Raw genomic sequence first — 25,221 nt, 5'->3', positions numbered from 1 at the left:
AGATTTATTACCGCAAGCCTCAAGCCAGGCTAAATTTGTATTTGATGCGTATCAATAGCTATCAATTCAACGCACAGTAGACATTAAGTCGACACTAAGTCGACGTCAAATCGGCATCAAATTAAATCACAAAACATAGCGTGATAAATCCTCATCTACCGACAATGCCTGCAGTCGCTGCTCTACGTAAGCGGCATCGATCACAATGGTTGTGCCACTATTTTGATGTGCATCGAAAGAGATTTCTTCCAGCAGTTTTTCCATCACCGTATAAAGACGTCGGGCGCCGATATTTTCTGTGGTCTCATTGACTGCGTAAGCGATGCCCGCCAGTCTTTGCACGCCCTCATCAGTAAAGTCTATCGTCACACCTTCTGTCGCCAGCAAAGCTTTGTATTGATGCGTTAAACAGGCGTCGGTACTGGTTAAGATGCGCTCAAAATCGGCAATCGACAAAGATTCTAATTCAACCCGGATCGGAAAACGTCCTTGCAGTTCAGGTATCAAATCAGATGGCTTCGCCAGATGGAAAGCGCCCGAGGCGATAAATAAAATATGATCCGTTTTGATCATGCCGTATTTGGTGTTGACCGTAGTGCCTTCGACCAGAGGCAATAAATCACGTTGCACACCGGCACGCGATACCTCGGCGCCACCAGACTCAGAACGTGATGCGATCTTATCGATCTCATCTAAAAATACGATGCCGTTTTGTTCGACATTGTGTATTGCCTGCTGTTTCAGCTCGTCTTCATTGACCAGCTTGCCGGCTTCTTCTTCGATTAAAATTTTCAGAGCATCTTTAATCTTAAGCTTACGAGATTTTTTGCGTCCGCTACCAATGCCGGAGAACATGGATTTGATCTGCTCAGTCATTTCTTCCATGCCGGGTGGTGCCATGATCTCCATGGTGGGCGCGGTCTCGGTTACTTCGATATCGATTTCTTTGTCGTCTAAAGTGCCTTCACGCAGACGCTTGCGAAAAATTTGTCGCGTATTGTTATCCGCAGTTTTGCTAGCCTCTTTTTCTGCATTGTCTGCTGACACCGCAGTAGTTTCAGACACCTCTTTATTGGGACTAAAACCAAAATCACGGGCTGGTGGTAGCAGAATATCCAAGATACGATCTTCCGCCGCATCTTCAGCACGGGCTCGTACTTTACGAGTTGCTGCTTCGCGGGTTTGTTTGATACCGATATCCACCAAGTCGCGGATAATCGTATCTACGTCGCGGCCAACATAACCGACTTCGGTAAATTTAGTAGCTTCGATTTTGATAAAAGGCGCATCAGCCAGTTTTGCCAGACGACGTGCAATCTCGGTTTTACCCACACCAGTCGGTCCTATCATCAGAATATTTTTAGGCGTGATTTCATGCCGTAATGGTTCCGGGACTTGCTGTCTGCGCCAGCGGTTACGTAACGCAATGGCGACGGCACGTTTGGCGCGGGCTTGGCCAACGACATGTTTATCGAGTTCAGAAACGATTTCTTGCGGGGTCATATTCATGGTGCGATCCAAATCAGTCGAGAGTTTCTATCGTGTGGGACAAATTGGTATAAATGCATAATTCGCCAGCGATCGTCAGTGATTTTTTCACGATCTCGATAGGGGATAAATCGGTATTTTCTTGCAAAGCTTTGGCGGCTGACTGGGCAAATGTGCCGCCAGAACCAATCGCGCCGATGCCGTCCGTCGGTTCCAGCACATCGCCATTGCCGGTGATGACGAGCGTAGTCTCTTTGTCAGCGACCAATAGCATCGCTTCCAGCCGGCGCAGCATGCGGTCGGTGCGCCAGTCTTTGGCAAGTTCGACCGAGGCACGCATCAGGTGGCCTTGGTGTTTTTCTAACTTGGCCTCAAACCGTTCAATCAGCGTAAACGCATCCGCAGTACCGCCTGCAAAACCGGCTAATACTTTGTTGTGATACAGCTTGCGCACTTTACGGGCAGTACCCTTCATGATGATATTGCCGAGTGTGACTTGGCCGTCGCCACCGAGTGCGACTAGATTGCCGCGTCGTACCGACAAGATGGTGGTGCCGTGAAATTGTTCCATGTGATCCTCGAATAATGATGTGCGGATAGCGATCATCCATTGGCGAGCTCGCCAAACTTGATACGCTTAAGCTAATAATGGCGTGCTGATTGTTTTAGACCGCTTTCGATCGCGTTGGATAGAAATGGGGCTAGGTCTTCAAATTACAAGATAGCGCAGAAAGCAGAGGTGGCTTGCAACTTTGACGTGTGCTAATAGCTTATTAATTAATGCTTGCGAGGGAAGATGGTAGCAACGCTTTTCAAACCCATAGCATTAAACAAGGCCATGACTAAGTAGTTAACTTCCACGAATTGAATGTGATTATCTCTGACACCCGCGATGGGCACCAGACCATTAAGTAATTGTGCAGAGGCACCAAATTCGACCCGCTCCAGACGTGAGCAGTCCAGTATTATTTGGTTATATAGCTTCGAGTGTTCAGTAATTTGGGCAATCAGGATATCGGTTTTACCTTCTATGACAGCGGGCATCATAAACCGATGGGCTGATTCTGTTTCTAGCTGAACTTCAGGGAATGAGGTAGTGACTTTATTCTTAGGTGCTTCAAAAGAAGGGGGCGATACCTCAAAGGTAATACAGTAATCCATACTGACTTCTTCAAACGCTTTTTCAAAGTGCAGCAATTGCAGAATCTCAAGCAACAGCAACCATGGCGCTTCGGTTTCATCACGTCTGCCAACTTGTAGTATCGCGCGGATGTTATCGGCTAGATCTTGTGCCGCAACTAACATCAAGTCATGTTTAGTTTTTTTCAGGTTTCTGAGCGCACGCAATAACAAGCCACAGCCAACAGCATCGACACTTTTTACTCTTGTGAAATCGAGTTTCAGGCTTTGACTTTGCGTGCTTGCTTGTTGCAGGCGCTCAAGCAATTTGATAATGCTGCCATCTAATTGCGCAGGGAAAGAGATGTTTGCTGTTACCTGATTGAGATCGTCCTCGTCAGAGGTATCTGACTGATAACGTGAGTCATGCCAAATGGGCGGCGACATCTCGTACTTGCTGGCGTACTCCAAAGACAGGCGATCAAATTGCACTTGGTTATTTGAAATTTCGTACAAGTCAAACAGCATATACCAACCAATTTGTTCCGCTTGCCCAAGATTCCTGTTATGAATTGCGGCCTGCAACATTTGTTCTGCAACTTCTTTTTGACCGCTGGCAAATAAAATTGCTGCTTCTTCTAGCAAGGGAACCGATTCTGTTTCCGCCAGATCTGCCGTCATCAAGTCGGTATGCTGTTCTAATAAATAATCGGTCGTTGGCATTGCCAGGGGCAGCGTACTTTGGAAATCAGTTACCTGTTCAGTTGCTCGGGAAGATTTATTTGTGGCGTTGGCTTTTGCATCAGGCACTGTTTTATTCGGCGCCACACTTTTGGATTTGACCATATCGCGTGACATTTCAAATTCTATGGCGTCAATTTTACGTGCGGTAGCGCGTGCTACATGACGCTGAGCCATGATGGAATTAGAGGGCGTCTCATCACCGGACGTTGCCAGAATATCAGTATTGCCACTTTTAGAACGTGTTTTTTTGGCAGAAGTTTTCAGCGCGGAGTCTTTCTCCTGCTGACCATTCTTTTTGCCGAAAAGTGAAAAAATCCCCACGTTATTCCTGAATATAAAAAGACAATACGTATCTTTTATTTTGATTAAAAATTAATCTTGGTTCGCGCTCAGTGTCATTCACAAACAAGCAATTTTCCGAAGCTAAAGTATAGTCTGAAACATGTAACTAGGGTTAGTCACTTATGCTGTTTACACAGGCCTGAACGTAAATTTCGGTGTATGAATTGTAACGAACTTGACTTAATCGATGATTAATTCGCTTCACTTTAACCGAGCATAATTGATTTACAGAAAAAGTAGCTCTTATCAAATTTTTTCGGAATTACCCTAATGGTGTTCACTGGTAAGAAACGTTTGCTGTTTTTATAACAAAAGTACGTTTTCTTTCATGTCTGTAGCAAATCTATTACGCGATTAAATTGCGGTTGCGGTGTTTTCTGCAATTTCATTTATTCTTGAGGGCGTGAAAAACTCCAAGGCAATTCTCTTAAGTGCAGCGTGTCATTGATTGTGGTAAAAAACCTACAACTTTACTGACTGATTGGTATCTTTGGTCAGACAGACGGATTTGCAAGCGTAAAACTCACCGGGTTAGTGAATAAATTTTACGCAAAAAAAAGCGCGCAAGGTTTAGTTGCACGCTTCTTTATAAAGTTTGGCTATGGCTTAATCGCCGTACAGCTTTTGTTTCATTTCACGTCGTTGCTGCGCTTCTAACGACAATGTTGCCGTGGGACGTGCCAGCAGGCGTGGTACGCCAATCGCTTCGCCAGTTTCTTCGCACCATCCGTATTCGCCTTCATCAATACTGGCGATAGACTGCTGTACTTTTTTCAGCAGTTTGCGTTCACGGTCGCGGGTGCGTAGTTCCAGGGCATGTTCTTCTTCGATCGTGGCGCGATCTGCCGGATCAGGTACCAACACAGTTTCACGCAGGTGCTCTGTGGTTTCGTCGGCGTTTTTAAGCAAATCCTTTTCTAGCTGTTGCAAACGGGCTTTGAAAAAAGCCAGTTGTGCAGCGTTCATATAGTCTTTCTCGCCCATCTTGAGAAGTTCTTCCTCAGTGAGCAGAGCTGCTGGTGCGCTGACTGTAACAGTCGATTTAGGTGATTTAGTTGCCACTTCGCTTACTTTCGATACGACGGGTTAATACATAAGAAATAGCACAATGTTGCATTCAGGCCGCTATTATCCTCCCCTTACTGGCAAAGTAAATGACATCCGTATGAAGTCTGTCGTTGCTTTGCTTGGGCGCTTCAATTAGTTCGCCTTATTCAGTAGCCCGCTAGTTTATACCAAACATAGTCTTAAACCATCAATAAATACGTCTTTGGGCAGATTTTTGCCAATAAACACCATCTTACTTTCACGCAACTCGTCATCGCCCCACTTAGCGCCGACATCTGTGCCCATAATTTGATGCACACCTTGGAAAATCACCTTGCGGTCTGCACCATCCATTAACAGCACACCTTTGTAGCGCAACATGCGTGGTCCAAAGACTTGTACCAGTCCGCCCAAAAACTCGTCGAGTTTGCCGGTGTTAAACGGACGATCACTTTTAAACACGAAGGCGGCGATATCGTCTGAGTGATGTGCATGATGGTGGTTGTGTTCGTTGTGATGATTATGCTGATGATCTGCATGATCATGCCCGCAATGCTCGTCATGTACGTGCTCTTCTTCTTGTTCTGCCCGTAAAAAATCTGGATCAAGTTCTAGTTTGGCATTCAGGTTAAAGCCTTTTAAATCCAGTACCTCGCTGATCGCTACCTGGCCAAAGTCGGCAGTGCTGATGGTCGCGCGCGGATTCATACGCACTAGGCGTTGACGTAGCTCACTAACTTGTTCAGCATCGACCAGATCGGTTTTAGACAGAATAATTTTGTCGGCAAAACCGACTTGCCGTTGCGCTTCTTCATGCTCATTTAATTGTTGCATGGCGTGACGCGCATCCACCATGGTGACCACGGCATCCAGCATGTAGTAGCTGCCGACTTCTTCATCGACAAAAAAAGTTTGCGCTACCGGACCGGGATTTGCCAGACCGGTAGTTTCAATAATCACCCGATCGAAATTGAGTTTGCCTTCGTTCTTTTGCTGGATCAGATTACTTAGCGCGACGATCAGATCGCCACGCACGGTGCAACAGATGCAGCCGTTGTTCATCTCGATAATTTGCTCATTGCTGTTATGGACGAGGATTTCATTGTCAATGTTTTCCTGACCGAATTCATTTTCGATGACGGCAATTTTATGGCCGTGATTTTCTTGCAGAATACGATTCAGCAGCGTGGTTTTCCCTGAACCTAAAAAACCGGTCAGGATAGTGGTCGGGATTAAAGCCATGTCAATCAAGTCCTTAGTCAATTTTATGTCGCGCAATCTGCGCACCAACCTTTGATGGTCAGTTCTATATCGTGATTTTGAAAACCTTTGCCCAACGTCGCTTGCAGCGTCACTTGTAATTGGTCTTGCAGTGAGGGATGGTGGTGTGCCTGATTGGTGCAATGCTGTTCTTCATCCAGGCAAAACACTTTGGCGCAGCGAGTGCATTTGAAATGACCATGCTGATGTTGAATACCGCTGGCAACAATATGCGGCTGATGATCGCTCCCTGTGTTGTAGCGAAATATTCTGTCGTCACCGGCAATTTTATGCGCCAGACCGGCATCGGTCAGGCAATCCAAAGCGCGGTATAGCGTAACTCTGTCCATGTCGGGCAAAGCATCTTGCGCCTCTTGATGCGATAGCGCACGTCTGGTGTCTAGCAATACTGTCAATACACTCAGGCGCGCATCCGTCACGCGGATGGCGGCTTGGCGCAACATCGTTTCGGCCAGCGCACGACCTTGATCCGGTGGCATGCTGGCAGAAATTGGCTGGCTAGATGATGTGGATTTCATGGGCGGGCTGGCTGATGTGAAATGAGTGAGCTGAGTGTGCAGGTCAAATCTCGATTGAACCGAATGCTAACAACGCGATGCCACATTATGCCTGAAAATGCAATTCAGTTGCAAAAATGGGTACTCAGAGCTGGATGGAAATTGGGTTTTGTTAAGCGGAATGGTCGCTATCTTGATCGTATAATAAAATATACTCCTATGTAGTATATTTTATTGTCCATATATTCCTTGGTCATCATGGGTTATTTATAAAAAACGGTGGGGAGTATAGTAATTTGTTGACTATAAGCTGATCGGCATGGAGCCAAATAGTAGCGGCTAAATGCGACTTATTTTTTTGCCCGTGGATGTGCCTGATCATAGACTTTTGCCAGATGCTGAAAATCCAGCGAGGTATAAATCTGGGTGGCGGCGATGGAGCTATGGCCCAACATTTCTTGCACGGCCCGCAGGTCGCCGGAGGATTGCAGCACATGCGATGCGAAAGAATGGCGCATGACGTGCGGGCTGACATCTGCTGGAATGCCCAAGGATTGTGCATGGGCTTTAATGCGTAATTGCACCAGCCGCACAGAAATCCGGCTACCGCGCTCGCTTAAAAATAGTGGATGCGGGTCGGCTTTCAGCAGGGTAGGACGAATTGCCAGCCAGGTTTTGATTGCCTCCAGTGCCGGGCGACCGACCGGTACTATTCTTTGTTTATTGCCTTTACCGGTGACATGGACTTCTGCCTGCTGCATGTCCACCCAGCCTTGTGAGCTGTGTTCTTTTTGATGAGATTGCAGAGCATCCAGCGCCACCAGTTCTGACACCCGTAAGCCGCTGGAATAGAGCAATTCAAACATGGCACGGTTAGCCGCTTGCGTCGCCGTATCTGAGCGATGTTGCGATACCAGACGCACCGCATCATCGGTACCCAAGGCTTTTGGTAAGGATTTACTTTTTTTCGGTGGTTTGATGCCATCCACCGGATTGGCAATCATCGTAGTTTGCTCTGCCAGCCAGCGATAAAAGCCGCGCCAGCAAGACAGTTTGCGCGCAATCGAACGTGGATTTAAATCTTGCGCATGCAGTTGTGATGTAAACCGCCGGATTTGATGATGCGATATATCCGTCAAGTCACTTTCAGCTGCAAACTTGAGCAACTCGGCTAAATCTAATCGGTAACTTTCTACCGTATGAGGTGACAACTGCCGCTGCGACCGCAACATCTCCAGATAGTCTGTAATGCGGTTTTGTTGCGCCTCAGTGGACATGATGTTGCATTCTTAGTGAGCAGTTTTAAGATATAAGCGACATCGACGAAATTTATATTGCTTTTGCGATAGGCTCGGTAAAAAGTAATCGCATCATTTCATATGCCGGTTAATTAACTAATCAATCAATCAGACAGCTCAGTGCAGCGCTGCTGGTGTCTGCAATTTTGACTAAAAAATCGGTTGCCATTTCTTTGGTAAAACGAGCTGGGTCGGGAGAGCCAAGCACTAGTAAGCCAAAGGTGTTCGGTGATCCTGCTCCCAGAGAAATACGTAAAGGCAGCATCGCGACGGATGCAATTTTCTCGTCTGTTTCTATCCAGGTTGATGCTTCAAAATCTTGATTTTTCCCGCAGAAAGGCGTGCCTAATCCTTTGGCGAATAACTGTGCGTCTTCGCTTACCTCTTCTGCAAACCAGGTATGCGAAAAGTCTTCAGCGACTTGCCACAAGCGCAGCGTAGCGTAGGGCAAAGAGAAAATATCTTGCAAGCCTTGTGTCAGCACGTACGGGAGTTCGACGTCGTTACGCGCCAATAGTAAAGAGCGCGTCCATGTCTGAAACTTGGTAGTGATCGCATCGTTTTCTTGAGCGATGCGCATTAACTCTGCCATGCGCAGTTCCAGCACTTTATATTTTTCACGCACGACTTCCATTTGCCGCTCTTGCAGCGAGATGGCGCGCCCGAGTACCGGGCTAGTCAGTTTAACGCTGGATAAAAGCTCAGCATGCTCTTCAAAAAAGTGCGGATGGCTGACGAGGTAGGTGGCGATATCGGTGGAGTTCATGCTTAAAACTTTATAAATGTTCGGTAGCGAATTTTGCATAATTTTATGCAAAAAATGATGCAAAGATAACTGCAGGGTTTTGGTGGTACGGGATGCCGAAAATACATTGATAGATACATTGGCAAATACATTACACCTCAATGTTATCTGAATGTTTTAAATATCAATTTCACCTTCATACACAGTGACTGCCGGACCGCTTAAAAATACCGGCTGGCCTTCACCTTGCCAGGCAATTGACAGCTCACCGCCCTGCATACTGACACGGACTGGCGATGTCAGCAAACCACGGCGTATACCAGCGACTGCTGCCGCGCAGGCACCAGTGCCACAGGCCAGAGTCTCGCCAGCGCCGCGCTCAAATACGCGCAGACGAATATGCTGCGCATCCCGCACTTGCATAAAACCAGCATTCACCCGTTTAGGGAAGCGCGGGTGATGTTCAATCACCGGTCCGTCAAGAGCGACCGCAGCGGTGTCGGTATCGTCCACCACTTGCACCGCATGCGGATTGCCCATAGAGACGACTGAGAAGAGCGCTGCTTTGCCATTGATCAATAAAGGCCAGAGCGAGTCGTGTCCCTGGGGTGTCGCGTTTAGTCCGGCAGCATCAAATGGCACGGCAACTGCATCAAGTATCGGTGCGCCCATGTTGACCGTAATACGGCCGTCAGCCTCTAAGCGCGGCTCAATAATGCCCGACATGGTCTCTACTTTGATGGCAGATTTGGTAGTCAGTTTTTTGTCGATGACAAAACGCACAAAAGCGCGTGAGCCATTGCCACATTGCTCGACCTCGCCGCCATCTGCGTTATAGATACGGTAGCGGAAATCAATCCCTGCGGTGTCAGAGCGTTCGACCACCAGGATTTGATCGGCACCAACACCAAAGCGGCGATCAGCCAGCAATTTCCACTGCTCGGTCGTAAAAGAAATAGCTTGATTGATGGCGTCAATCACAACAAAGTCGTTACCTGCGCCATGCATTTTGGTGAATTTGAGTTTCATCGTTTTATTATAACTTGCTTGATGTTGGTTCTAGCGCTGATCAAGGGTTTGCCGCTGCTACTTTAGCCGTGACTTACCCGTCAACCTTAGTGCAAAGGGAAAATTTCTGCGGTTGGTATAGGTCTGGTATCGGTCTACTATCGGCCTACTATTGGTCTGGCATCGGCCCGTCTTGGGCTCAACTATTTGGCTGCAGTGATCAAGATTATTCAGCATACTCCATATTAGTATATATAGAGTGTCCATAACTTAATTGACCTTCATGCCATAAATAGAAAAAAATTAAGGGAGTATATTGATTAGCGTGGCTCTGTTTATAAATCGCCGATGAATCTTCCTGAGGATGTTATCGGCGATGGTAGCAACATTTTTGGCGCAAATGCGCTAGCTTTTCGCCGGCATAAGTTAGCCAAAACAGTGATCGCCATTGATGTCCTCGTCGACAGTCTTCGCTAATTTCAGGCAATCTTAGACAATTTTATACACGCCGCAACCTAGGACGACATCTTTAGAAACCGGCACGATGTACGATGTTTTCGTATCCACATTCTTTGTGTTCGGGTTCAAAATCGTGTAATCAACCCAGCCGCCGCTGCGCGGGATTGCGAAGGCGTCAGCGACTAATTTGCGACCGTCCAATCCGGTGACTTGTAGCAGATTGACTTGTAATTTAGACGAATTCCCGGCAAAGGCTATGTATTGGCCGCTACGGTCAAAGGCAAATACGTACATGTCGCGGTCGGCAAATTGGTGATTTTTATCGGCGGTAATGAGCTGCAGCGCAGCCTTACCGCTGTTTTGGTAAAGCGCCACCGCCTTTTTAACCAAGGCATATGCTTCATCTGCCGTGCCTTGCCGCAGTTTGAATGAGGACACCGCTTTCGATAAGGCGGTAGCCCGATCTTCCAGATTGATGGACGCATTTTTGGCTTCTTCTGCCATCTGACCATTGCTTTGGGTGATCTCATCCAGATGGCGTATCGCCTCTGAGATTTGTGCCAAGCCATTACTTTGTTCTTCTGAGGCGGTAGAAATAGAGTTGATATTGCCTGCCAGATTACGGATGCCATCCACAATATCGGCCAGCGTGGTGTTGACCTCGTTAATCTGCGAGACACCGGTTTTAACCCGATTGACGGAATCATCAATCAGCAATTTGATCTCTTTGGCCGAGCCTGCACTGCGTTGCGCCAGATTGCGCACTTCGGCCGCGACTACCGCAAAGCCACGCCCTTGTTCACCTGCACGTGCCGCCTCAACCGCCGCGTTAAGAGCGAGAATATTGGTCTGGAAGGCGATGGTATCAATCAGGCTGACGATTTCTTGCATCTTCAACGCACTGGTTTGGATGCCATTCATAGATTCGACCGCTGCGCTCATGGTGCTGCTGCCCGATTCTGCAATCAGACGGACATTGGCGGCAAGAGTATCCACCGATCTGGCGCTGGCGGCATTTTTTTGTACGGTTTCTGCCAGGTCTTCTACGCTGGCAGAGGTCTGTTCCAAGCTGGATGCCTGCTGCTCCGTGCGAGTGGATAAGTCGCTGATGCCAGTCGCCAGTTGATGACCCAGTTGGGACACCATGCTGGAATTGGTTCTTACATTAGCGACCAGTGCCGACAAGTTGTAATTCATCGTCTCTAAAGTTTGCCCCGTGGTGGCTAACTCATCTTTTCCAATGACGATCACTTGTGTCGTCAGATCGCCCGAGGCACCTGATTTGGCGGCGAGGGTGACGGCAGCTAATCCCTGCAAAAACGAATGATAAAAGCCATAAAACAAATACGCGACCAGTGACAACAGGATCAGCGCGATTACGGCAGCGGCGTTACGTTTAAAGCGCAAGTTCTCTGTGCGCTCAAGTATGTTGGTCGCTTTGTTCTGCTCGATCTGGCTGGTTTGAATAGCTGGTGAGGCGACTTGGCTATCTGCCACTACGCTTTGAAGTTCTTGCTGATAATTAGAAATGATATTGACGCTCAGAAGCAACATCGGCAATACAAATATAGCTGCCATACACAATAATTTAGCGCGCAAACTGAACTTGCCCATGATCAGGCTAGACGGAGCCATAAAGCGACTGACAAGCTGTTGGAGAGTTGCCATGCTGTCCTCTTTAAAAGGTTGTGGTGTTAGCTAATTCGTTTCAATGATTTTCTTGCGATCAATCCAGTTCAAAATCATTGTCGCAGATTTTTAAGCCGATTTAATCGATTCCCGTATCCGTATTGAATTTTGTGGGACGGTAGTAGCAAAGCTGCGTCCTAGTTTTAAAGCGACTTTATCAAGCGCGACCTCATCGGTACGCCGGGGCGCGGCTTAGCGGGATTTCGTTTTGGTTTAATTTTGGCTTAATTTTGGTTTGGTTGAGATGGCATACAAAAACCAGTACACTTCCTTCATCTGTCAGTCATACTGTACTGGTCTTTTTGTGATGTACTGTCCATTGAGACGGGCAGTACAGCATGTTAGTGTGCGAGGCATCGTAATCCATCCTTAGATCAAACGAGACCAAACGATCACTGCGAACTAGCACTGCGTTGTATGAGTGTGTGCTGTTCCTGTATTTTGGTTTAAAGGTAGGATAAAAAGTATATGATTCACTCACAAGGTGATTCTTTCGATTCGATTTAAGGCGATACCCTCGCCTGGTGAAAAGCACGGAGACCCCATGAACGCACCCATCAAGTCACAGACGTTGATCGACAATGACATCACGCTGGACGACAAATTTACCCTAGAGCGCGGCCGCGCTTTTATGACTGGCACGCAAGCGCTCATCCGCTTGATGATGCTGCAACGTCAGGCCGATGAAAAAGCCGGACTTAACACCGCTGGCTACATCACAGGCTATCGCGGCTCACCGCTAGGCAACGTCGATCTGACTGCCGCCAAAGCTAAAAAACATTTAGAAAAAGCGCATGTCAAATTTCATCCTGGCGTGAATGAAGATTTAGCTGCAACCTCGGTCTGGGGTACGCAGCAAGTCAATTTATTCCCAGGCGCTAAATATGATGGCGTATTTGCGATGTGGTACGGCAAAGGTCCAGGCGTCGATCGTTGTGGCGACGTGTTTAAACATGCGAATCTGGCAGGCACGTCCAAACATGGTGGTGTACTGGTCATCGCGGGTGATGATCATGCCGCGAAGTCTTCTACCGCTGCGCATCAGTCCGAACATATTTTAAAAGCCTGCGGTATTCCGGTGCTGTACCCGTCCTCGGTACAAGAGTATTTAGATTACGGCTTACATGGTATTGCGCTGTCTCGCTACACCGGCTTGTGGGTATCGATGAAATGTGTGACCGAAGTGGTCGAATCCGGCGCTTCCGTCGATATCGATCCTGATCGCATCAAGCCGATTATCCCTAGCGATTTCCAGATGCCGGCCGATGGCATCAGCATCCGTACTCCCGATCCAGTATTAGCGCAAGAAACGCGCATGATCAACTATAAATGGTACGGCGCCTTAGCCTATGCGCGTGCCAATAAACTCAATCAAATTATCTGGGATAGTCCACGTGCCAAGGTCGGGATTATCACCGCCGGTAAGTCTTATTTAGATACACGTCAGGCATTGGCCGATCTAGGGATTGATGAACAGGCGGCTGCCGACATCGGTATTCGTTTATACAAAATCGGTATGACTTGGCCGCTGGAATCCCAGGGTGTGCGTGAGTTTGCGACAGGTCTGGATGAGATTCTGGTCGTGGAAGAGAAGCGTCAGATTCTGGAATACGCGATTAAAGAAGAACTCTACAACTGGCAAGATGATGTCCGTCCGCGCGTAGTCGGCAAGTTCGACGACACCGGCGAATGGAGTGATCTGGATCACGCCGGTCATGGTGACTGGTTGCTGCCAGCGACCTACGAATTAAGCCCGGCACAAATCGCCCGTGCAATTGCATCGCGTATTACTAAATACTTCTCCGGCCATCCGGTAGAACAACGTGTGAAAGAGCGTGTAGCGTATCTGGAAGCCAAAGAAGCAGCTTTAAATATCGCTGCCAAGCCCGATCCTAACAAAGATCGTGTACCGCATTTTTGCTCAGGTTGTCCGCACAATACCTCGACCAAACTGCCTGAAGGCAGCCGTGCATTAGCTGGTATCGGTTGCCATTACATGGTGACCTGGATGAACCGCGAATCCACCGTCTTCAGCCATATGGGTGGCGAGGGTGTGACTTGGGTTGGGCAATCACCGTTCACTACCGAGAAGCATGTGTTTAGCAATCTGGGTGACGGTACGTATTTCCACTCCGGTCTGCTGGCGATCCGTGCTGCGGTAGCCGGTAAGGTCAATATTACCTACAAAATTTTGTTCAATGACGCGGTTGCCATGACCGGTGGTCAGGAGTTTGACGGCCCGCTCGATCCTGGCATGATTTCACGCCAGATCGCCGCTGAAGGTGTCACCCCGATTATCGTTGTGACCGATGAACCGGAAAAATATCCAGCCGATTATAACTGGGCGCCCGGCGTCACTGTGCGTCATCGTAGCGAACTGGATGCCGTCCAGCGCGAACTGCGCGAAGTCATTGGTACTTCCGCCATGATTTATGATCAAACCTGCGCCTCAGAAAAACGTCGCCGCCGGAAAAAATTTGATAAAGATGGCAAACCTGGCTTCCCTGATCCAGCCAAACGTGCTGTGATCAATGAGGCTGTCTGCGAAGGTTGCGGCGATTGCTCCGTGCAGTCCAACTGCCTTTCTGTCGAGCCATTAGAGACCGAATTTGGTCGTAAGCGTCAGATCAATCAGTCCTCCTGCAACAAAGATTTTTCTTGTGTGAATGGTTTCTGCCCAAGTTTTGTCACGGTCGAAGGCGGCAAGCTGAAAAAGCCTGCCAAAGCCAAAGTAGAGCAGGGCACGGCGCTGGATGTGGCAAGCTTACCTGATCCAGTTTTACCTGCCACTACCGAGCCACTGAATGTCTTGGTGACTGGTATCGGCGGCACCGGCGTGATTACCATCGGTCAGGTCATGGCGATGGCCGCGCATCTGGAAGGTAAAGCTTGCTCGGTATTGGATATTACTGGCCTGGCACAAAAAGGCGGCGCGGTGATGTCGCATGTGCGCTTGGCAGACAATGCCGACGATCTGCATTCCACCCGTGTTGGTACTGGTATGGCTGACGTTGTGATTGGTTGTGATGAAATCGTCACTGCCAGCCGTGACGCTTTGTCACGCATGGGCGAGGGCCGTACCCGTGCCGTGGTCAATTCTTCCGTATCGCCGACATCGACCTTTATCAAAAATCCAGACTGGCAATTTCCAGTGGAAGCTGCCGAGGCGGAAATTGGCAAAGCCTGTGGCAGCGACCGTGTAGACATGATCGATGCGTCCCACATCGCAACCACGCTGATGGGCGATAACATCGCCTCCAATATGTTTATGCTCGGCTATGCCTGGCAAAAAGGCTGGGTACCTTTGACCCAAGCCGCGCTGATGCGTGCGTTGGAATTGAATGCAGTGGCAATCGACTTCAACAAACAAGCTTTTAACTGGGGTCGCGTCGCGGCACATGATCTGGCGGCGGTCAAAAAACTGGTCACGCCAGCGCAAGTGATTGAGCTGAAACGTGCACCAACTTTAGATGACACCATCAGCAAACGTATTACGTTCCTCACGGAGTATCAAGACGCTGCCTATGCTTTGCAGTACAGCGAATTTGTGAACAAAGTCAAAGCTGCCGAAACTAGCATCGCTGATGGCAAGCCATTACGTCTGACGGAAGCGGTCGCTAAATATCTGTTCAAACTGATGGCATACAAAGATGAATACGAAGTCGCCCGTCTGTACACCGATGGCAAATTCCAGCAAAAAATCGCCGGCATGTTTGAGGGCGACTACAAAATCAACTTCCATTTAGCGCCACCCTTGCTAGCTAAAAAAGATGACAAAGGTCATTTGATCAAGCAGCAGTTTGGCCCGTGGATGATGAAAGGTTTTGGCATCTTGGCCAAGCTCAAATCCCTGCGCGGCGGCGCGTTTGATATATTCGGCTACACCGCAGAACGCAAGATGGAACGCGCTCTGCCAGTCGAGTACAAAGCCACAGTCAGCAAATTATTAGGGCAATTGACCAAGGATAATTTGCCGAAAGCAGTAGCGATTGCCAGCATCCCAGAAGATATCCGCGGTTATGGTCACGTCAAAGAACGTCATTTTGAAGCGGCAAAAGCCAAAGAAGCAAGCTTGATCGCCGAGTTTTCTACCCCAAGTCAGGCACAAAAGGCGGCTTGATGCTGTAGAGGATAGGTTAGGGTAATATCAAAAATGACCGGTCTGACCGGTCATTTTTTTGTCACTACAATGCCCGTGGTAATCGTAATTTCAATATACTCCCAATTATTTTTATAAAAAACATCTAATTGTCCAAATATTATAAGGGCATATAAAATATACATTTGGGGAGTATATACTGAAGTATTTGTTAATAAGTTGTGAGTCATGCATGCGCAGTGTCGGTATAAATTGATAGACTTATGATTAAGCTTGCTAAGGTAGATGCGGTAGATGGGGTAGTCCAAGCCTAATAGGGCTTACGCAAAAAAGTCTTACCCCAGTCTAACAGCAGGATGTACATCTAAGCTTTTAGCGCATTTCACAAACGCTTTATCAAAAGTTTTAAATCCTGTCGCCGTCGCGCTGATCACAAACTCGGTACCCCGGCGGCAGATGGAGATCGTCCCGTATCGCTTTAGGAATAATGATTTGCCCTTTGCTAGGTAGTTTGACGGTATCCAGATCTGCCTTCATCTTTTAAGTAAGTCGTAGAACCTTACCGGATGCTATCGCTAGCAACAAGCCTCAGTCATCCCATCGTCACAATCTACTGTCAGACTTGTTGCATCGCAATAAGATATGGTTACTCATTAATGATTTCTTTCACCAAGTCTGTACTGGCTGCTATTTTTCTTTCCCTCACTTTTTTTAGTTCCGTTTTTGCTGTGGATAATGCGATTATCGTTGGGCAGGTGATTGACCTGTCTGGCCCCAATGGCAGTATCGGGCGTGATTATGTGGCAGGTATTACGACTTACTTTGATAGCCTGAATGTTGCTGGTGGTCTCAATGGACGCCGGATTAAATATCTGGTGCGTGATGATCAGGGCGATGCTGCTGCTTCTGCAAAAGCAGTTACTGAGCTGATCAGTAAAGACAAAGTAGACTATTTATTGGGTGGAATTGGTCTGTCGGTCACCAATGCAGTTGTTGCTTCGCCAGCGTTTAAACAAAGCGCACTGACGCTATTTGCGCCTTTGGTTAGCTCCGTCAAAGACTACAATTCCCGCGTCGTCTTCTGGCGTCCTAGTCCAGAACAAGAGATGCAGTATATCTTTTCTTATTTTGATAAGTTAGGTATCAAAAGCGTTGGTATCGCGTATCAGGAGTCTGAGTTCAATCAGGAAATGTACCAATACGTAGTAGCCGAAGTTAGTAAGCGCAAAATGAGCTTAAGTGGCGTCGCACGTATCTCTAATTCACCCGTAGAAAACGAAAAAGAAGCAACCGCGTTGGCCGCTAAAAATCCAGGCATCGTGATCGTTGTGTCGGATACCGTTGGGACAGGCCTGTTTTTAAAACAGTTCCGTAAGCGCGCGGATAAAACATTTGTCGCAGGAATGTCTTTAATTAATTTAGAAACCTTGGCTGAAGTCGCAGGGCGCAGTGCCTTGGAGTGGACAGTATTTTCGCAAGTCGTCCCCAATCCTCTGGGTAAAAAAACCATCGTCCAGATTGACCATAGTGCGATGATGAAAAAGTTCCGGGATGAGGATTTATCTTCTTTGACGCTAGAGGGATTTATTGTCGCTAAGACTTTGGCAAAAGCGATCACTATGTCTAAATCTGGTCGAGATGGTTTGCAAGCATTAATCACACAAAAACATACACTCGACCTGGGTGGCATCAGCGTTACGCCGGACGACCCTAGTCGTCATATGTCTGGCTATGTAGATATCGCCTTGTTCCGTAAAGGTGGTGGCTTGTTATTTTGAGAGCTCATATAGATCGTACCTAGTGACTTTATAGTGACTTCACAGGCTCACGCCATTAGATTCCAGCCCACGCTAGGGTGACGCGTGCTCCAGTACTTCTGCTTCGCTTTATCCCATCCTTCATCAGCGCTTTTGAAGCGAGCTCAGACTTGGTTTATGCTTAGTCAGCTATAAAATTAGCTATAAAATTAGTTTTAAATCAGCAACCATCCAAGCTACTTTTTCTACCCCGCCTGATCCGTGCAGGAATCAAGCTTTCTTGCCATTTTCCAACTTTGCTGCAATTGGATTTACAATGCCTCCCAGCCAGTTTTGTTCCGCATTATCAATGTGGTCAATTCTCTATTTGATAAAGCACGTTCACCACAATATTTTTTGCTGTATTGGCAATAAAAAAGAGTGAGCGATTAATGACTAAGCAGGCCACGAGCCTGCTTAGCTACAATAAACAAGTAAGCCGATAGGAGACCACCTTGTTAACACAAAAACAAAAAATAGCCGCTATTCCAGAAGGGGCCGGAGCGTTGTTTTTCATTCAGATATTTGCCACCTTGGGTTTTGCCGTGTTGTATTCCACCTTGGTGTTATATGCGACTAAAAAACTGAACTTTAGTGTTAAGGACGCCACCGCGATTATGGGTGTGTTTGGCGCATTCAATTACGGCTTGCATTTATTCGGCGGTTATCTGGGTGGTCGTTTTATCAGCAATCGCAATTTGTTTGTTGGCGGCATGGTGTTACAGGTGATTGGTTGCGGCTTGATTTCTGGCGGCACAGTACAGCAACTGTACTGGGGTTTAGCTTTCTTCCTGACTGGCAGTGGCTTAAACGTCACTTGTTTAAATCTCATGCTCACGCAGCGATTTAAGCCAGAAGACGACCGTCGCGAAAGCGCGTTCCTCTGGAATTACGCCGGGATGAATTTGGGTTTTACTATCGGCTTTGCAGCGGCAGGTGCGTATCAATTGCAACAGGATTACGCCAGTTTGTTTATCTTCGCCACCATTGGTAACTTTATGGCGATCGTGCTTGCTGCATTTAACTGGAAGAAGCTATCGGACTTGAATACGCCTCTGCTACAAGCAGGACCAAATGAATTTAAATGGCGTTTATCCGTTGGTTTACTGGTCTTATTCGGTCTGGTACCGCTGATCTATTTTATGTTGCATCATGCCGAGGTCAGTGGCTACGTGGTACTGGCGATTAGCGCCGTGATTGCCTTAGTTTTAATTTGCCTCACTATTATTCATAAAGACCCGAGAGAACGCAGAAATATGTGCGCGTATTTATTACTCGCTGTCGGTTCTTTAGTCTTTTGGACCTTGTACCAAATGGCACCGACGGGTTTGCAATTATTTGCAGACAATAATGTAGATCGTATGGTCTGGGGCTTTGAAGTTGCACCGCAGTGGATACAAAATATCAATAGTTTTACCATCATGGTTGGTGGGCCTTTGATGGCAATGCTGTTTAGTTCGTTGCGTAAAAAGGGTTGGAATATTGATATCCCGAGGCAGTTTGCAGCCGCCTTAGTGTTGATCGGATTAGGATTTTTAGTTCTGCCCGTAGGCATCACATTGGCAGCTGCCAATGGTCTGGTCGCTTTCAAATGGATCTTCATCAGTTATCTGCTGCAAAGTGCCGGCGAACTGCTGATCTCACCGATTGGTTATGCCATGATCGGTCGTCTGGCACCAACGCAATATCAAGGTGTAATGATGGGCGCCTGGATGCTGGTCACTGGCACTGCATCCATTTTCTCCAGTTATTTCTCTGGACTGATCCCCGAAGCGGCAAGCGGCATGGCAGCCTCCACCAATCCAACCTACTACCAAATTTTTTCCAATCTAGGTTGGGGCGCGGTTGGGGTCGGTGTCGTGCTGGTTCTGCTGATACCGGTATTACGTAAATTGATTACCAACGGCGCGGAGAAGATCGATGTGGCGATGCCTACAGTCGTACCAAGCGAAGCACCCATTATTTAAAATGAACAACTAGATTCGCTTATTGTTGTAGTCAACACATCGCAGAGAGTAAGGTATGACATCACGCCGTCTCATCATGATCGCCGCCATCAATATGTTCATCGCCGTCGCCGCGGGCGCATTTGGTGCGCATGGATTAAAGGCGATACTCAGCGCAGAGATGCTAGCAGTCTGGCAAACCGCAGCGACTTACCAGACTAGCCATGCACTTGGCTTGTTTGGTATCGCTTTGCTGATGCCGCGTTTGCATTCCATCTGGCTAGCGCGTTCTGCCACTGTGATGCTAATCGGGATTGTGATTTTTAGCGGTAGTTTGTATTTGCTGGCAGTCAGTGGAATACGCTGGTTAGGTGCGATCACGCCATTTGGCGGACTGGCATTTTTACTCGCCTGGACAATGCTCGCATGGGCGGCGTATTGCGATACCAAATCAGTTTGATTGCCGATAAAAGGAAACACATCATGCGCACTATCATCGTTTTATCAGCACTCACTTTGCTCAGTGCATGCAGCAAAAAACCAGAGCCAGCGATCTCCTCAGAGCCGCCACTATTCAAAATCGCCGAGCCACAGCGCGAGCAATTACAAAAGGCTAAAGAGGTAGAGCAGACGCTACAAAAAGCAGCCGATGCACAACGTCAGGTGATTGATGGCGTGAGTGCTAGTCAGGTTGAGAAGTGATTCTGCTAAATGCTCAGAGGCACCTAAAAAGTCTATGAATGCAGTTACAATGACTTAACACAATTTTACGAATTGAGTTTGATCTATAGCCTGCGTTATTTGGTAATAGCAAGTTTTTGAGTATTTAAGCGCAGATTTTATTTGATGTGACTGTTGACAAATAAAGTGCAAATATGCATACGGTTACACTGTGTTAATCGTACCTGAGGAATAGAAAAAACTACACATTAGGGTACAAGAATGAGACTGCAATTTGGATTTAATAATGTCAACGAAAGTGGACTACAGCGAGAGTTGGTGCTTGGCTCGTTAAATAAATATATCAACGAAAAAATTAAAACGATTGATTTTGGAGGTCAAATTGAACTGTTTGATTTCGAATTGCAGTTAAAAAACATTGAAGAGTCAGAGTTTGGAAAAGTAAAAGTTAAAATTCCATTTAAAATGAAAAATATCATCGGAGTAATGGAGCATTTTTCTGGATGTGTTGAACTATTGATTAGTATGCCTGCAGCGAAAGCAAATGAAATTACTGACAAGACGGACTTTGCTCTTTTTGTTGTAAACGAATTTTTAGTTTTGCTTGATAGGATAAGCAAGGAAATCGCTGGCTTTGATGCAGAAAAATTGAAATCGGTATTGGTTCCAATGTTGCAGGATTGGAGCGCAATTCATCGTGAGAGTACAAAATGACATTTGATCCACTATCTGAAGTTGAAGATGCTGCGTTGAGTATTGATGATTCTCAAATATATCTACTCACTGAAATGCTACAGTCGGAAAAATATATCGAGTTTGCCGACAGCTATGATGTCAACGAGAGAGAGAGACTGACCGTGGTGACAAATGATTTGCTAAGCGTCTTAATAGAAAAAATAAGGCTGAATCCGACAAAGTTGTTTGTCTTATCTGAATTTAAATACGCGCTAGAAAAAATCGAAAACGAAGACACGGAGGCTTGTGAGTCGTTTGGTGAGGAGTTGGGGAAAATTATGGGTATTTTGAATATTGAGAGTTCGGACGGTTTGCTTGCCTTTTACCTAGGATTTTAATCTTAAAAATAAAAGCTAGTATGTATTGATCTTGGCCAGCAATTGTTTGTCGATGTGAGAAGCTAACATCCGTACGATTACGCTCCGCTAATCGTCTACGCGACCGACGCTATCAATCAGCTGCACTACTTCTCATTCACCTTCACCACCGTCACCGTGCAATGCGATTCGGCGACTACTTGTGTGGATACGCTGCCCAGATAGCGTTTGATGGCGGAACTTCCTCTTGATCCTATGATGATGTGATCGACGTCGTTGTTGTTGGCGTAGTCGAGGATGGCAGTTGCGGGATCGTGCGCTTCTAGTACGTGGAAAGTGATTTTATCCGGGTTGATGTTGAGTGGTCTTGCCCAGTGTTTGAGGTCGACTAATTGTTTGACGTGGATATTTTGGCCTTGCTGGATCAGGCTGTCGTCCATGCCGATGCGGTTGACTTTGCGCACGGTGACGCAGGCGAGTCGTGCACCTTGTTTGGTTTGTAGTGTGCGTTCGGTGATGTTGCGCAGGCTGTCTGCTAATTGTGTTGAGGCGTTGCTGGGATTACTCAAGTCTAGTGCGACCATGATGATAGGTGCTTGCGATAATTGCTCGGTGACGCTGTGCGGTAATGCAGGCTCTGAGCCTGCCGCCTGGAAGCGTCGTTTGAGTACCAATAAATAACCGTCTTGCTCTGTTTTTTCTGCTCTGTCGGTGAGCGTTAATTGGTCTGGATATTGCAGTGACAAAGCGAGCTGGGCGGCGGTGTCAAACCGGGCTGCGGGATTGACTTCTAGGCAGCGCAAAATAATTTCTTGTAGCCAGTCGGGGATGTTGGGATTGTGGCTGCGTGGTGGAATCGGGTCGCGGTATAAACGTTTTTTCAAACCATTGACGGTGGTCGGATATCCATACGGACGTTGACCAGTCGCCAGGTGATACAGCAAAACACCTAAGGCGAATAAATCGCTGCGGGGTTCGTTACGCACACCGAGCACTTGCTCTGGCGAGATGTAGGGGCCGGTGCCGAGTGGCAGTCGAAATTCTTCGTCCAGCAGGTCGGGCAGTTTGTCATGTCGCGATAAACCAAAATCAATCAGCACGGCGGAGCCATCTGCGCGGAACATAATATTGCTGGGTTTGATATCGAGATGGATCACGCCCTGACGATGTAAATCTTGCAGCGCATGCGCGATCTTGATGCCGATATCGACCACCTCGGCCACGGGCAGCGGGGCCTGATCAAAGCGGCTGCGCAGTGATTCGCCAGCGATGTGTTCCATGACGATATACGGTTGCGCATCAAAATCACCGGAGCCGAAATATCGCGGTACATGCTTGCCCTTGAGTTTGGGCATGATCATTTGTTCGACCTCAAACGCGACGATGGCAGTGGGGTCTTCGCTGGAAAAAAGCAGCGGTACTTTCATGATCAGTGCAGGCTGGGTTGTATCTTGCTCGTCAATATCGCCCGGTCCGCTTAATTCCGGCGGGTGGCGTTGTTGCAGATCGCTGATACGCCATAAGGCTGCCATGCCGCCAGTGTGTAATTTTTCTTCCAGTAGGTAGCCATTGACTTGCATGCCAGTGTGCAGAACTCGGTGATGTAAGGGCGAACTTGAAGCCAGCTTGGCGTGTTCAACTGGACCGTTATCGCTCTTCGGTGGTGACGGTGCTGAAGGTGCTGGCGGAGCTGGCAATTTTTTACCCGTTTCTGTTTGGCTTGATTGGCTGGACTTGTGATCTTTGCTGAATTTAGTTGCCGCTCACCAGGCGCTGTGCCAGAACTGCAGGCAAACCGGCGGCGATGACTTTGAGCGCTGTCGCGTCGTGATCGTACGGGATGCGGTAGTAGGTCAGCTCTAGTGTTTCTGTATCAAAAGTGGCGTAACACGCAGCCGGATTGCCGTCTCGCGGTTGCCCGACTGCGCCGGGTATCACCAGCCAGCGGCGTTGTTTGTTGAGTGGAATACTGTGTTCTGGCGCAGGTAAAAATTCGCCGGTTTTGCCTGCCAAGGTCATGTGGTACAGACGCGGCAAATGGACGTGGCCACAAAACGTGATGTGCGCTTTGGTCGCGTACATGCTGCGCATGGCCTCCATCACACCATCGACATATTCCCAATGTTCTGGCGCCCAGGCGTTGGCATGGACCAGCAGAATGTCGGGCAGCTCTATGCGGTAAGGTAAATCACGAATAAAGCCGATCTGCGCTTCGCTTAGTTGTGAGCGGGTCCACTCTACGACTTGTCGTGCGGTGGGGTTCATGCCTTGTCTATCCTCTTGCAGCAGGCCTATGTCATGGTTGCCCATGAGTACATGCGCACCGCGCTGGGCATACTCCATTACCGTACTCATCACCCAAGCGGGATCAGCGCCATAGCCAATTAGATCGCCCAAAAATGCATATTGATCGACCTTTTGCTGCTGCGCATGAGCCAGGACAGCTTCCAGTGCTTCGCGATTGGCATGTACATCGGTGAGAACGGCGAGCAGCATGATAGGGATCTTGGTTTGGAGTAACGACTTTGGTGGATGATGAATTGTTCGTGAAGCTGCAAAGACAATCGACAATCAGTTTGCTTATTTTTTGAATGAGTAAGCAGGGCTGATTTTAGTTCATTATGCTAACGCTGGCCTTACATTCATCGGGGCACGCAAAAATCCAACAAAACAGTTTCTTGCCGAGACTAAGAGAACGCCAAGACTTCTTTACTCTAAGTGCTTTTGCGCATCATTCCAGTATGGTTTTAGCAGGAACCCAGTGTCGTTAATCTGAAATAGACATGGCCGCTCCCAAACCATGTGTGTGGTGCAAGTAATGTCGCTGGATTCCGGCCAACACCACGCCGGAATGACGTCCCGTATCTTTTGAGCATCATGTGATGAGCATCAATGAGATGAACATTAATATTCAATCTGAATATGGTCGCTAAATACTATTACTCATGGGTAGTATATTTAGTTGTCCATATATTTACTGCCTTACAGGCCATTTTTATAAGAAATTATGGGGAGTATATTGATTTCCTTAGTTTTATGCCGTTGCCGCGGCATATTCTTGATAGCCGTTGGCGCGTAGTGCGCAGGCCGGGCAAGTGCCGCAGCCGTGACCCCATGCATGCAATTGTCCGCGCTCGCCGAGGTAGCAGGTGTGGGTGTCTGCGCGGATCAGATTGACCAGATCTGTGCCGCCCAATTGTTCTGCTAATTGCCAGGTCTGGGCTTTGTTGATCCACATCAGCGGAGTTTCTAATTTGAGCCGGGTTGCCATGCCGAGGTTGAGTGCGACTTGCAAGGCTTTCATACTGTCGTCGCGGCAATCAGGGTAGCCGGAGAAGTCAGTCTCGCACATCCCGCCGACCAGCACGTTGGCACCGCGCCGGTACGCCAGTGTTGCGGCGACCATCATAAACATCAGATTGCGGCCTGGGACAAAGGTGTTGGGCAGGCCGTTCTCTTGCATGACGATTTCTATATCTTCCGTCATCGCGGTGTGGGATAGCTGCGAGATCAGCGACAGGTCGATCATATGATCTTCGCCCAGCTTGCTGTCCCAGTCGGCCGACAAGCCGCGCATCTTTTCTAGCAAAATCGGGCGTTGCCCCAACTCGATCGCGTGGCGCTGGCCGTAATCAAAGCCGATGGTTTCTACCCTTTGATAGCGTGACAAAGCCCATGCCAGGCAGGTGGTGGAATCTTGGCCGCCGCTGAACAGAACCAGTGCGCTATCGTTTGAAGAGTTCATATAGATTTATTATGTTTGTATACTGGATGGGAGTAGGCTTGTTTGGCACTTAATCGTCCAGAGAATATATGGACAATCTAGTGATCAGGCTAGATACTCCCCTTATTTTTAAAATCAACGGAGTTGCGGCGTAAAGCCTGCAAACGCCCGCACAGCATTTTATCAAGATCAGGTGAGATTGCTGG

At 47.8% G+C, this 25,221-nt stretch carries 21 protein-coding genes; 7 read left to right on the top strand and 14 right to left on the bottom strand.

Translation table 11 applies throughout. The annotated features are described in order from the left end of the window. Positions 1-126: 126 nt before the first annotated feature. The 10 genes from hslU to QN395_RS15145 all read right to left on the bottom strand — a co-directional run bounded on the left by hslU (position 127) and on the right by QN395_RS15145 (position 11,696). Positions 127-1,509 (bottom strand): ATP-dependent protease ATPase subunit HslU, encoded by a 1,383-nt coding sequence (gene hslU / locus QN395_RS15190; RefSeq protein WP_322120944.1) that lies wholly within the window; start codon positions 1,507-1,509, stop codon positions 127-129. Positions 1,510-1,522: 13 nt separating this feature from the next. Then, complete coding sequence (gene hslV, locus QN395_RS15185; RefSeq protein ID WP_322120945.1) at positions 1,523-2,059, bottom strand: ATP-dependent protease subunit HslV; 537 nt, start codon at positions 2,057-2,059, stop codon at positions 1,523-1,525. A gap of 206 nt (positions 2,060-2,265) precedes the next feature. Beyond that, positions 2,266-3,672: an STAS domain-containing protein gene (locus tag QN395_RS15180; RefSeq protein ID WP_322120946.1), complete on the bottom strand. Its 1,407-nt coding sequence runs from the start codon at positions 3,670-3,672 to the stop codon at positions 2,266-2,268. A 627-nt stretch (positions 3,673-4,299) separates the two neighbouring features. Further along, positions 4,300-4,704 carry an RNA polymerase-binding protein DksA gene (dksA, locus tag QN395_RS15175; protein WP_322121674.1) on the bottom strand — a complete coding sequence of 135 codons (405 nt, stop codon included), beginning with the start codon at positions 4,702-4,704 and terminating at the stop codon, positions 4,300-4,302. A 219-nt stretch (positions 4,705-4,923) separates the two neighbouring features. Continuing rightward, entirely contained in the window at positions 4,924-5,982 is a 1,059-nt protein-coding gene (locus QN395_RS15170; RefSeq protein ID WP_323492322.1) for a GTP-binding protein, read from the bottom strand. Positions 5,983-6,005: 23 nt separating this feature from the next. Then, a complete protein-coding gene (locus QN395_RS15165; protein ID WP_323492323.1) occupies positions 6,006-6,539 on the bottom strand; it encodes a Fur family transcriptional regulator in 534 nt (177 codons plus the stop codon). A 329-nt stretch (positions 6,540-6,868) separates the two neighbouring features. After that, positions 6,869-7,795: a tyrosine recombinase XerC gene (gene xerC, locus QN395_RS15160; protein WP_323492324.1), complete on the bottom strand. Its 927-nt coding sequence runs from the start codon at positions 7,793-7,795 to the stop codon at positions 6,869-6,871. Between the two features lie 121 nt (positions 7,796-7,916). Beyond that, on the bottom strand, positions 7,917-8,582 hold the full coding sequence (locus QN395_RS15155; RefSeq protein ID WP_323492325.1) for a DUF484 family protein: 666 nt from the start codon (positions 8,580-8,582) through the stop codon (positions 7,917-7,919). A 156-nt stretch (positions 8,583-8,738) separates the two neighbouring features. Continuing rightward, positions 8,739-9,590 carry a diaminopimelate epimerase gene (gene dapF / locus QN395_RS15150; RefSeq protein WP_323492326.1) on the bottom strand — a complete coding sequence of 284 codons (852 nt, stop codon included), beginning with the start codon at positions 9,588-9,590 and terminating at the stop codon, positions 8,739-8,741. A gap of 468 nt (positions 9,591-10,058) precedes the next feature. Further along, positions 10,059-11,696 (bottom strand): methyl-accepting chemotaxis protein, encoded by a 1,638-nt coding sequence (locus QN395_RS15145; RefSeq protein ID WP_323492327.1) that lies wholly within the window; start codon positions 11,694-11,696, stop codon positions 10,059-10,061. Positions 11,697-12,261: 565 nt separating this feature from the next. Between QN395_RS15145 and QN395_RS15140 the strand changes: the two genes are divergently transcribed. Next, a complete protein-coding gene (locus QN395_RS15140; protein ID WP_323492328.1) occupies positions 12,262-15,837 on the top strand; it encodes an indolepyruvate ferredoxin oxidoreductase family protein in 3,576 nt (1,191 codons plus the stop codon). A 384-nt stretch (positions 15,838-16,221) separates the two neighbouring features. Here QN395_RS15140 and QN395_RS15135 read toward each other — a convergent pair whose 3' ends face one another. Beyond that, positions 16,222-16,353, bottom strand: a complete 132-nt coding sequence (locus QN395_RS15135; protein WP_322120954.1) for an AbrB/MazE/SpoVT family DNA-binding domain-containing protein — start codon at positions 16,351-16,353, stop codon at positions 16,222-16,224. Positions 16,354-16,472: 119 nt separating this feature from the next. On the opposite strand from QN395_RS15135, the gene QN395_RS15130 reads away from it, so the two are divergent. The 6 genes from QN395_RS15130 (at position 16,473) to QN395_RS15105 (ending at position 21,312) form a co-directional block, all read left to right on the top strand. After that, a complete protein-coding gene (locus QN395_RS15130; protein ID WP_323492329.1) occupies positions 16,473-17,594 on the top strand; it encodes an ABC transporter substrate-binding protein in 1,122 nt (373 codons plus the stop codon). 473 nt (positions 17,595-18,067) lie between these two features. Further along, complete coding sequence (locus QN395_RS15125; protein WP_323492330.1) at positions 18,068-19,579, top strand: oligopeptide:H+ symporter; 1,512 nt, start codon at positions 18,068-18,070, stop codon at positions 19,577-19,579. Positions 19,580-19,634: 55 nt separating this feature from the next. Next, positions 19,635-20,018: a DUF423 domain-containing protein gene (locus tag QN395_RS15120; RefSeq protein ID WP_323492331.1), complete on the top strand. Its 384-nt coding sequence runs from the start codon at positions 19,635-19,637 to the stop codon at positions 20,016-20,018. A 23-nt stretch (positions 20,019-20,041) separates the two neighbouring features. Further along, positions 20,042-20,260 (top strand): hypothetical protein, encoded by a 219-nt coding sequence (locus tag QN395_RS15115; RefSeq protein WP_323492332.1) that lies wholly within the window; start codon positions 20,042-20,044, stop codon positions 20,258-20,260. A 240-nt stretch (positions 20,261-20,500) separates the two neighbouring features. Beyond that, positions 20,501-20,953: a hypothetical protein gene (locus QN395_RS15110; RefSeq protein WP_323492333.1), complete on the top strand. Its 453-nt coding sequence runs from the start codon at positions 20,501-20,503 to the stop codon at positions 20,951-20,953. Further along, positions 20,950-21,312 carry a DUF4844 domain-containing protein gene (locus QN395_RS15105; RefSeq protein ID WP_323492334.1) on the top strand — a complete coding sequence of 121 codons (363 nt, stop codon included), beginning with the start codon at positions 20,950-20,952 and terminating at the stop codon, positions 21,310-21,312. Before QN395_RS15110 ends, QN395_RS15105 begins: the two co-directional genes overlap by 4 nt. A 125-nt stretch (positions 21,313-21,437) precedes the next feature. On the opposite strand, the gene QN395_RS15100 is transcribed toward QN395_RS15105, so the two are convergent. The 3 genes from QN395_RS15100 to queC form a co-directional block, all read right to left on the bottom strand. Continuing rightward, positions 21,438-22,988 (bottom strand): bifunctional serine/threonine-protein kinase/universal stress protein, encoded by a 1,551-nt coding sequence (locus QN395_RS15100; protein WP_323492335.1) that lies wholly within the window; start codon positions 22,986-22,988, stop codon positions 21,438-21,440. A gap of 55 nt (positions 22,989-23,043) precedes the next feature. After that, positions 23,044-23,787, bottom strand: coding sequence for a metallophosphoesterase family protein (locus QN395_RS15095; RefSeq protein ID WP_323492336.1), 744 nt, complete (start codon positions 23,785-23,787; stop codon positions 23,044-23,046). Positions 23,788-24,325: 538 nt separating this feature from the next. After that, a complete protein-coding gene (gene queC, locus QN395_RS15090) occupies positions 24,326-25,036 on the bottom strand; it encodes a 7-cyano-7-deazaguanine synthase QueC (protein WP_323492337.1) in 711 nt (236 codons plus the stop codon). Positions 25,037-25,221: the final 185 nt, after the last annotated feature.

This window comes from Undibacterium sp. RTI2.2 (genome assembly GCF_035018705.1).
GTDB lineage: Bacteria > Pseudomonadota > Gammaproteobacteria > Burkholderiales > Burkholderiaceae_D > Undibacterium.
Note: the sequence above shows the minus strand (reverse complement) of the source record. Positions and strands in the feature narration are given on the sequence as shown.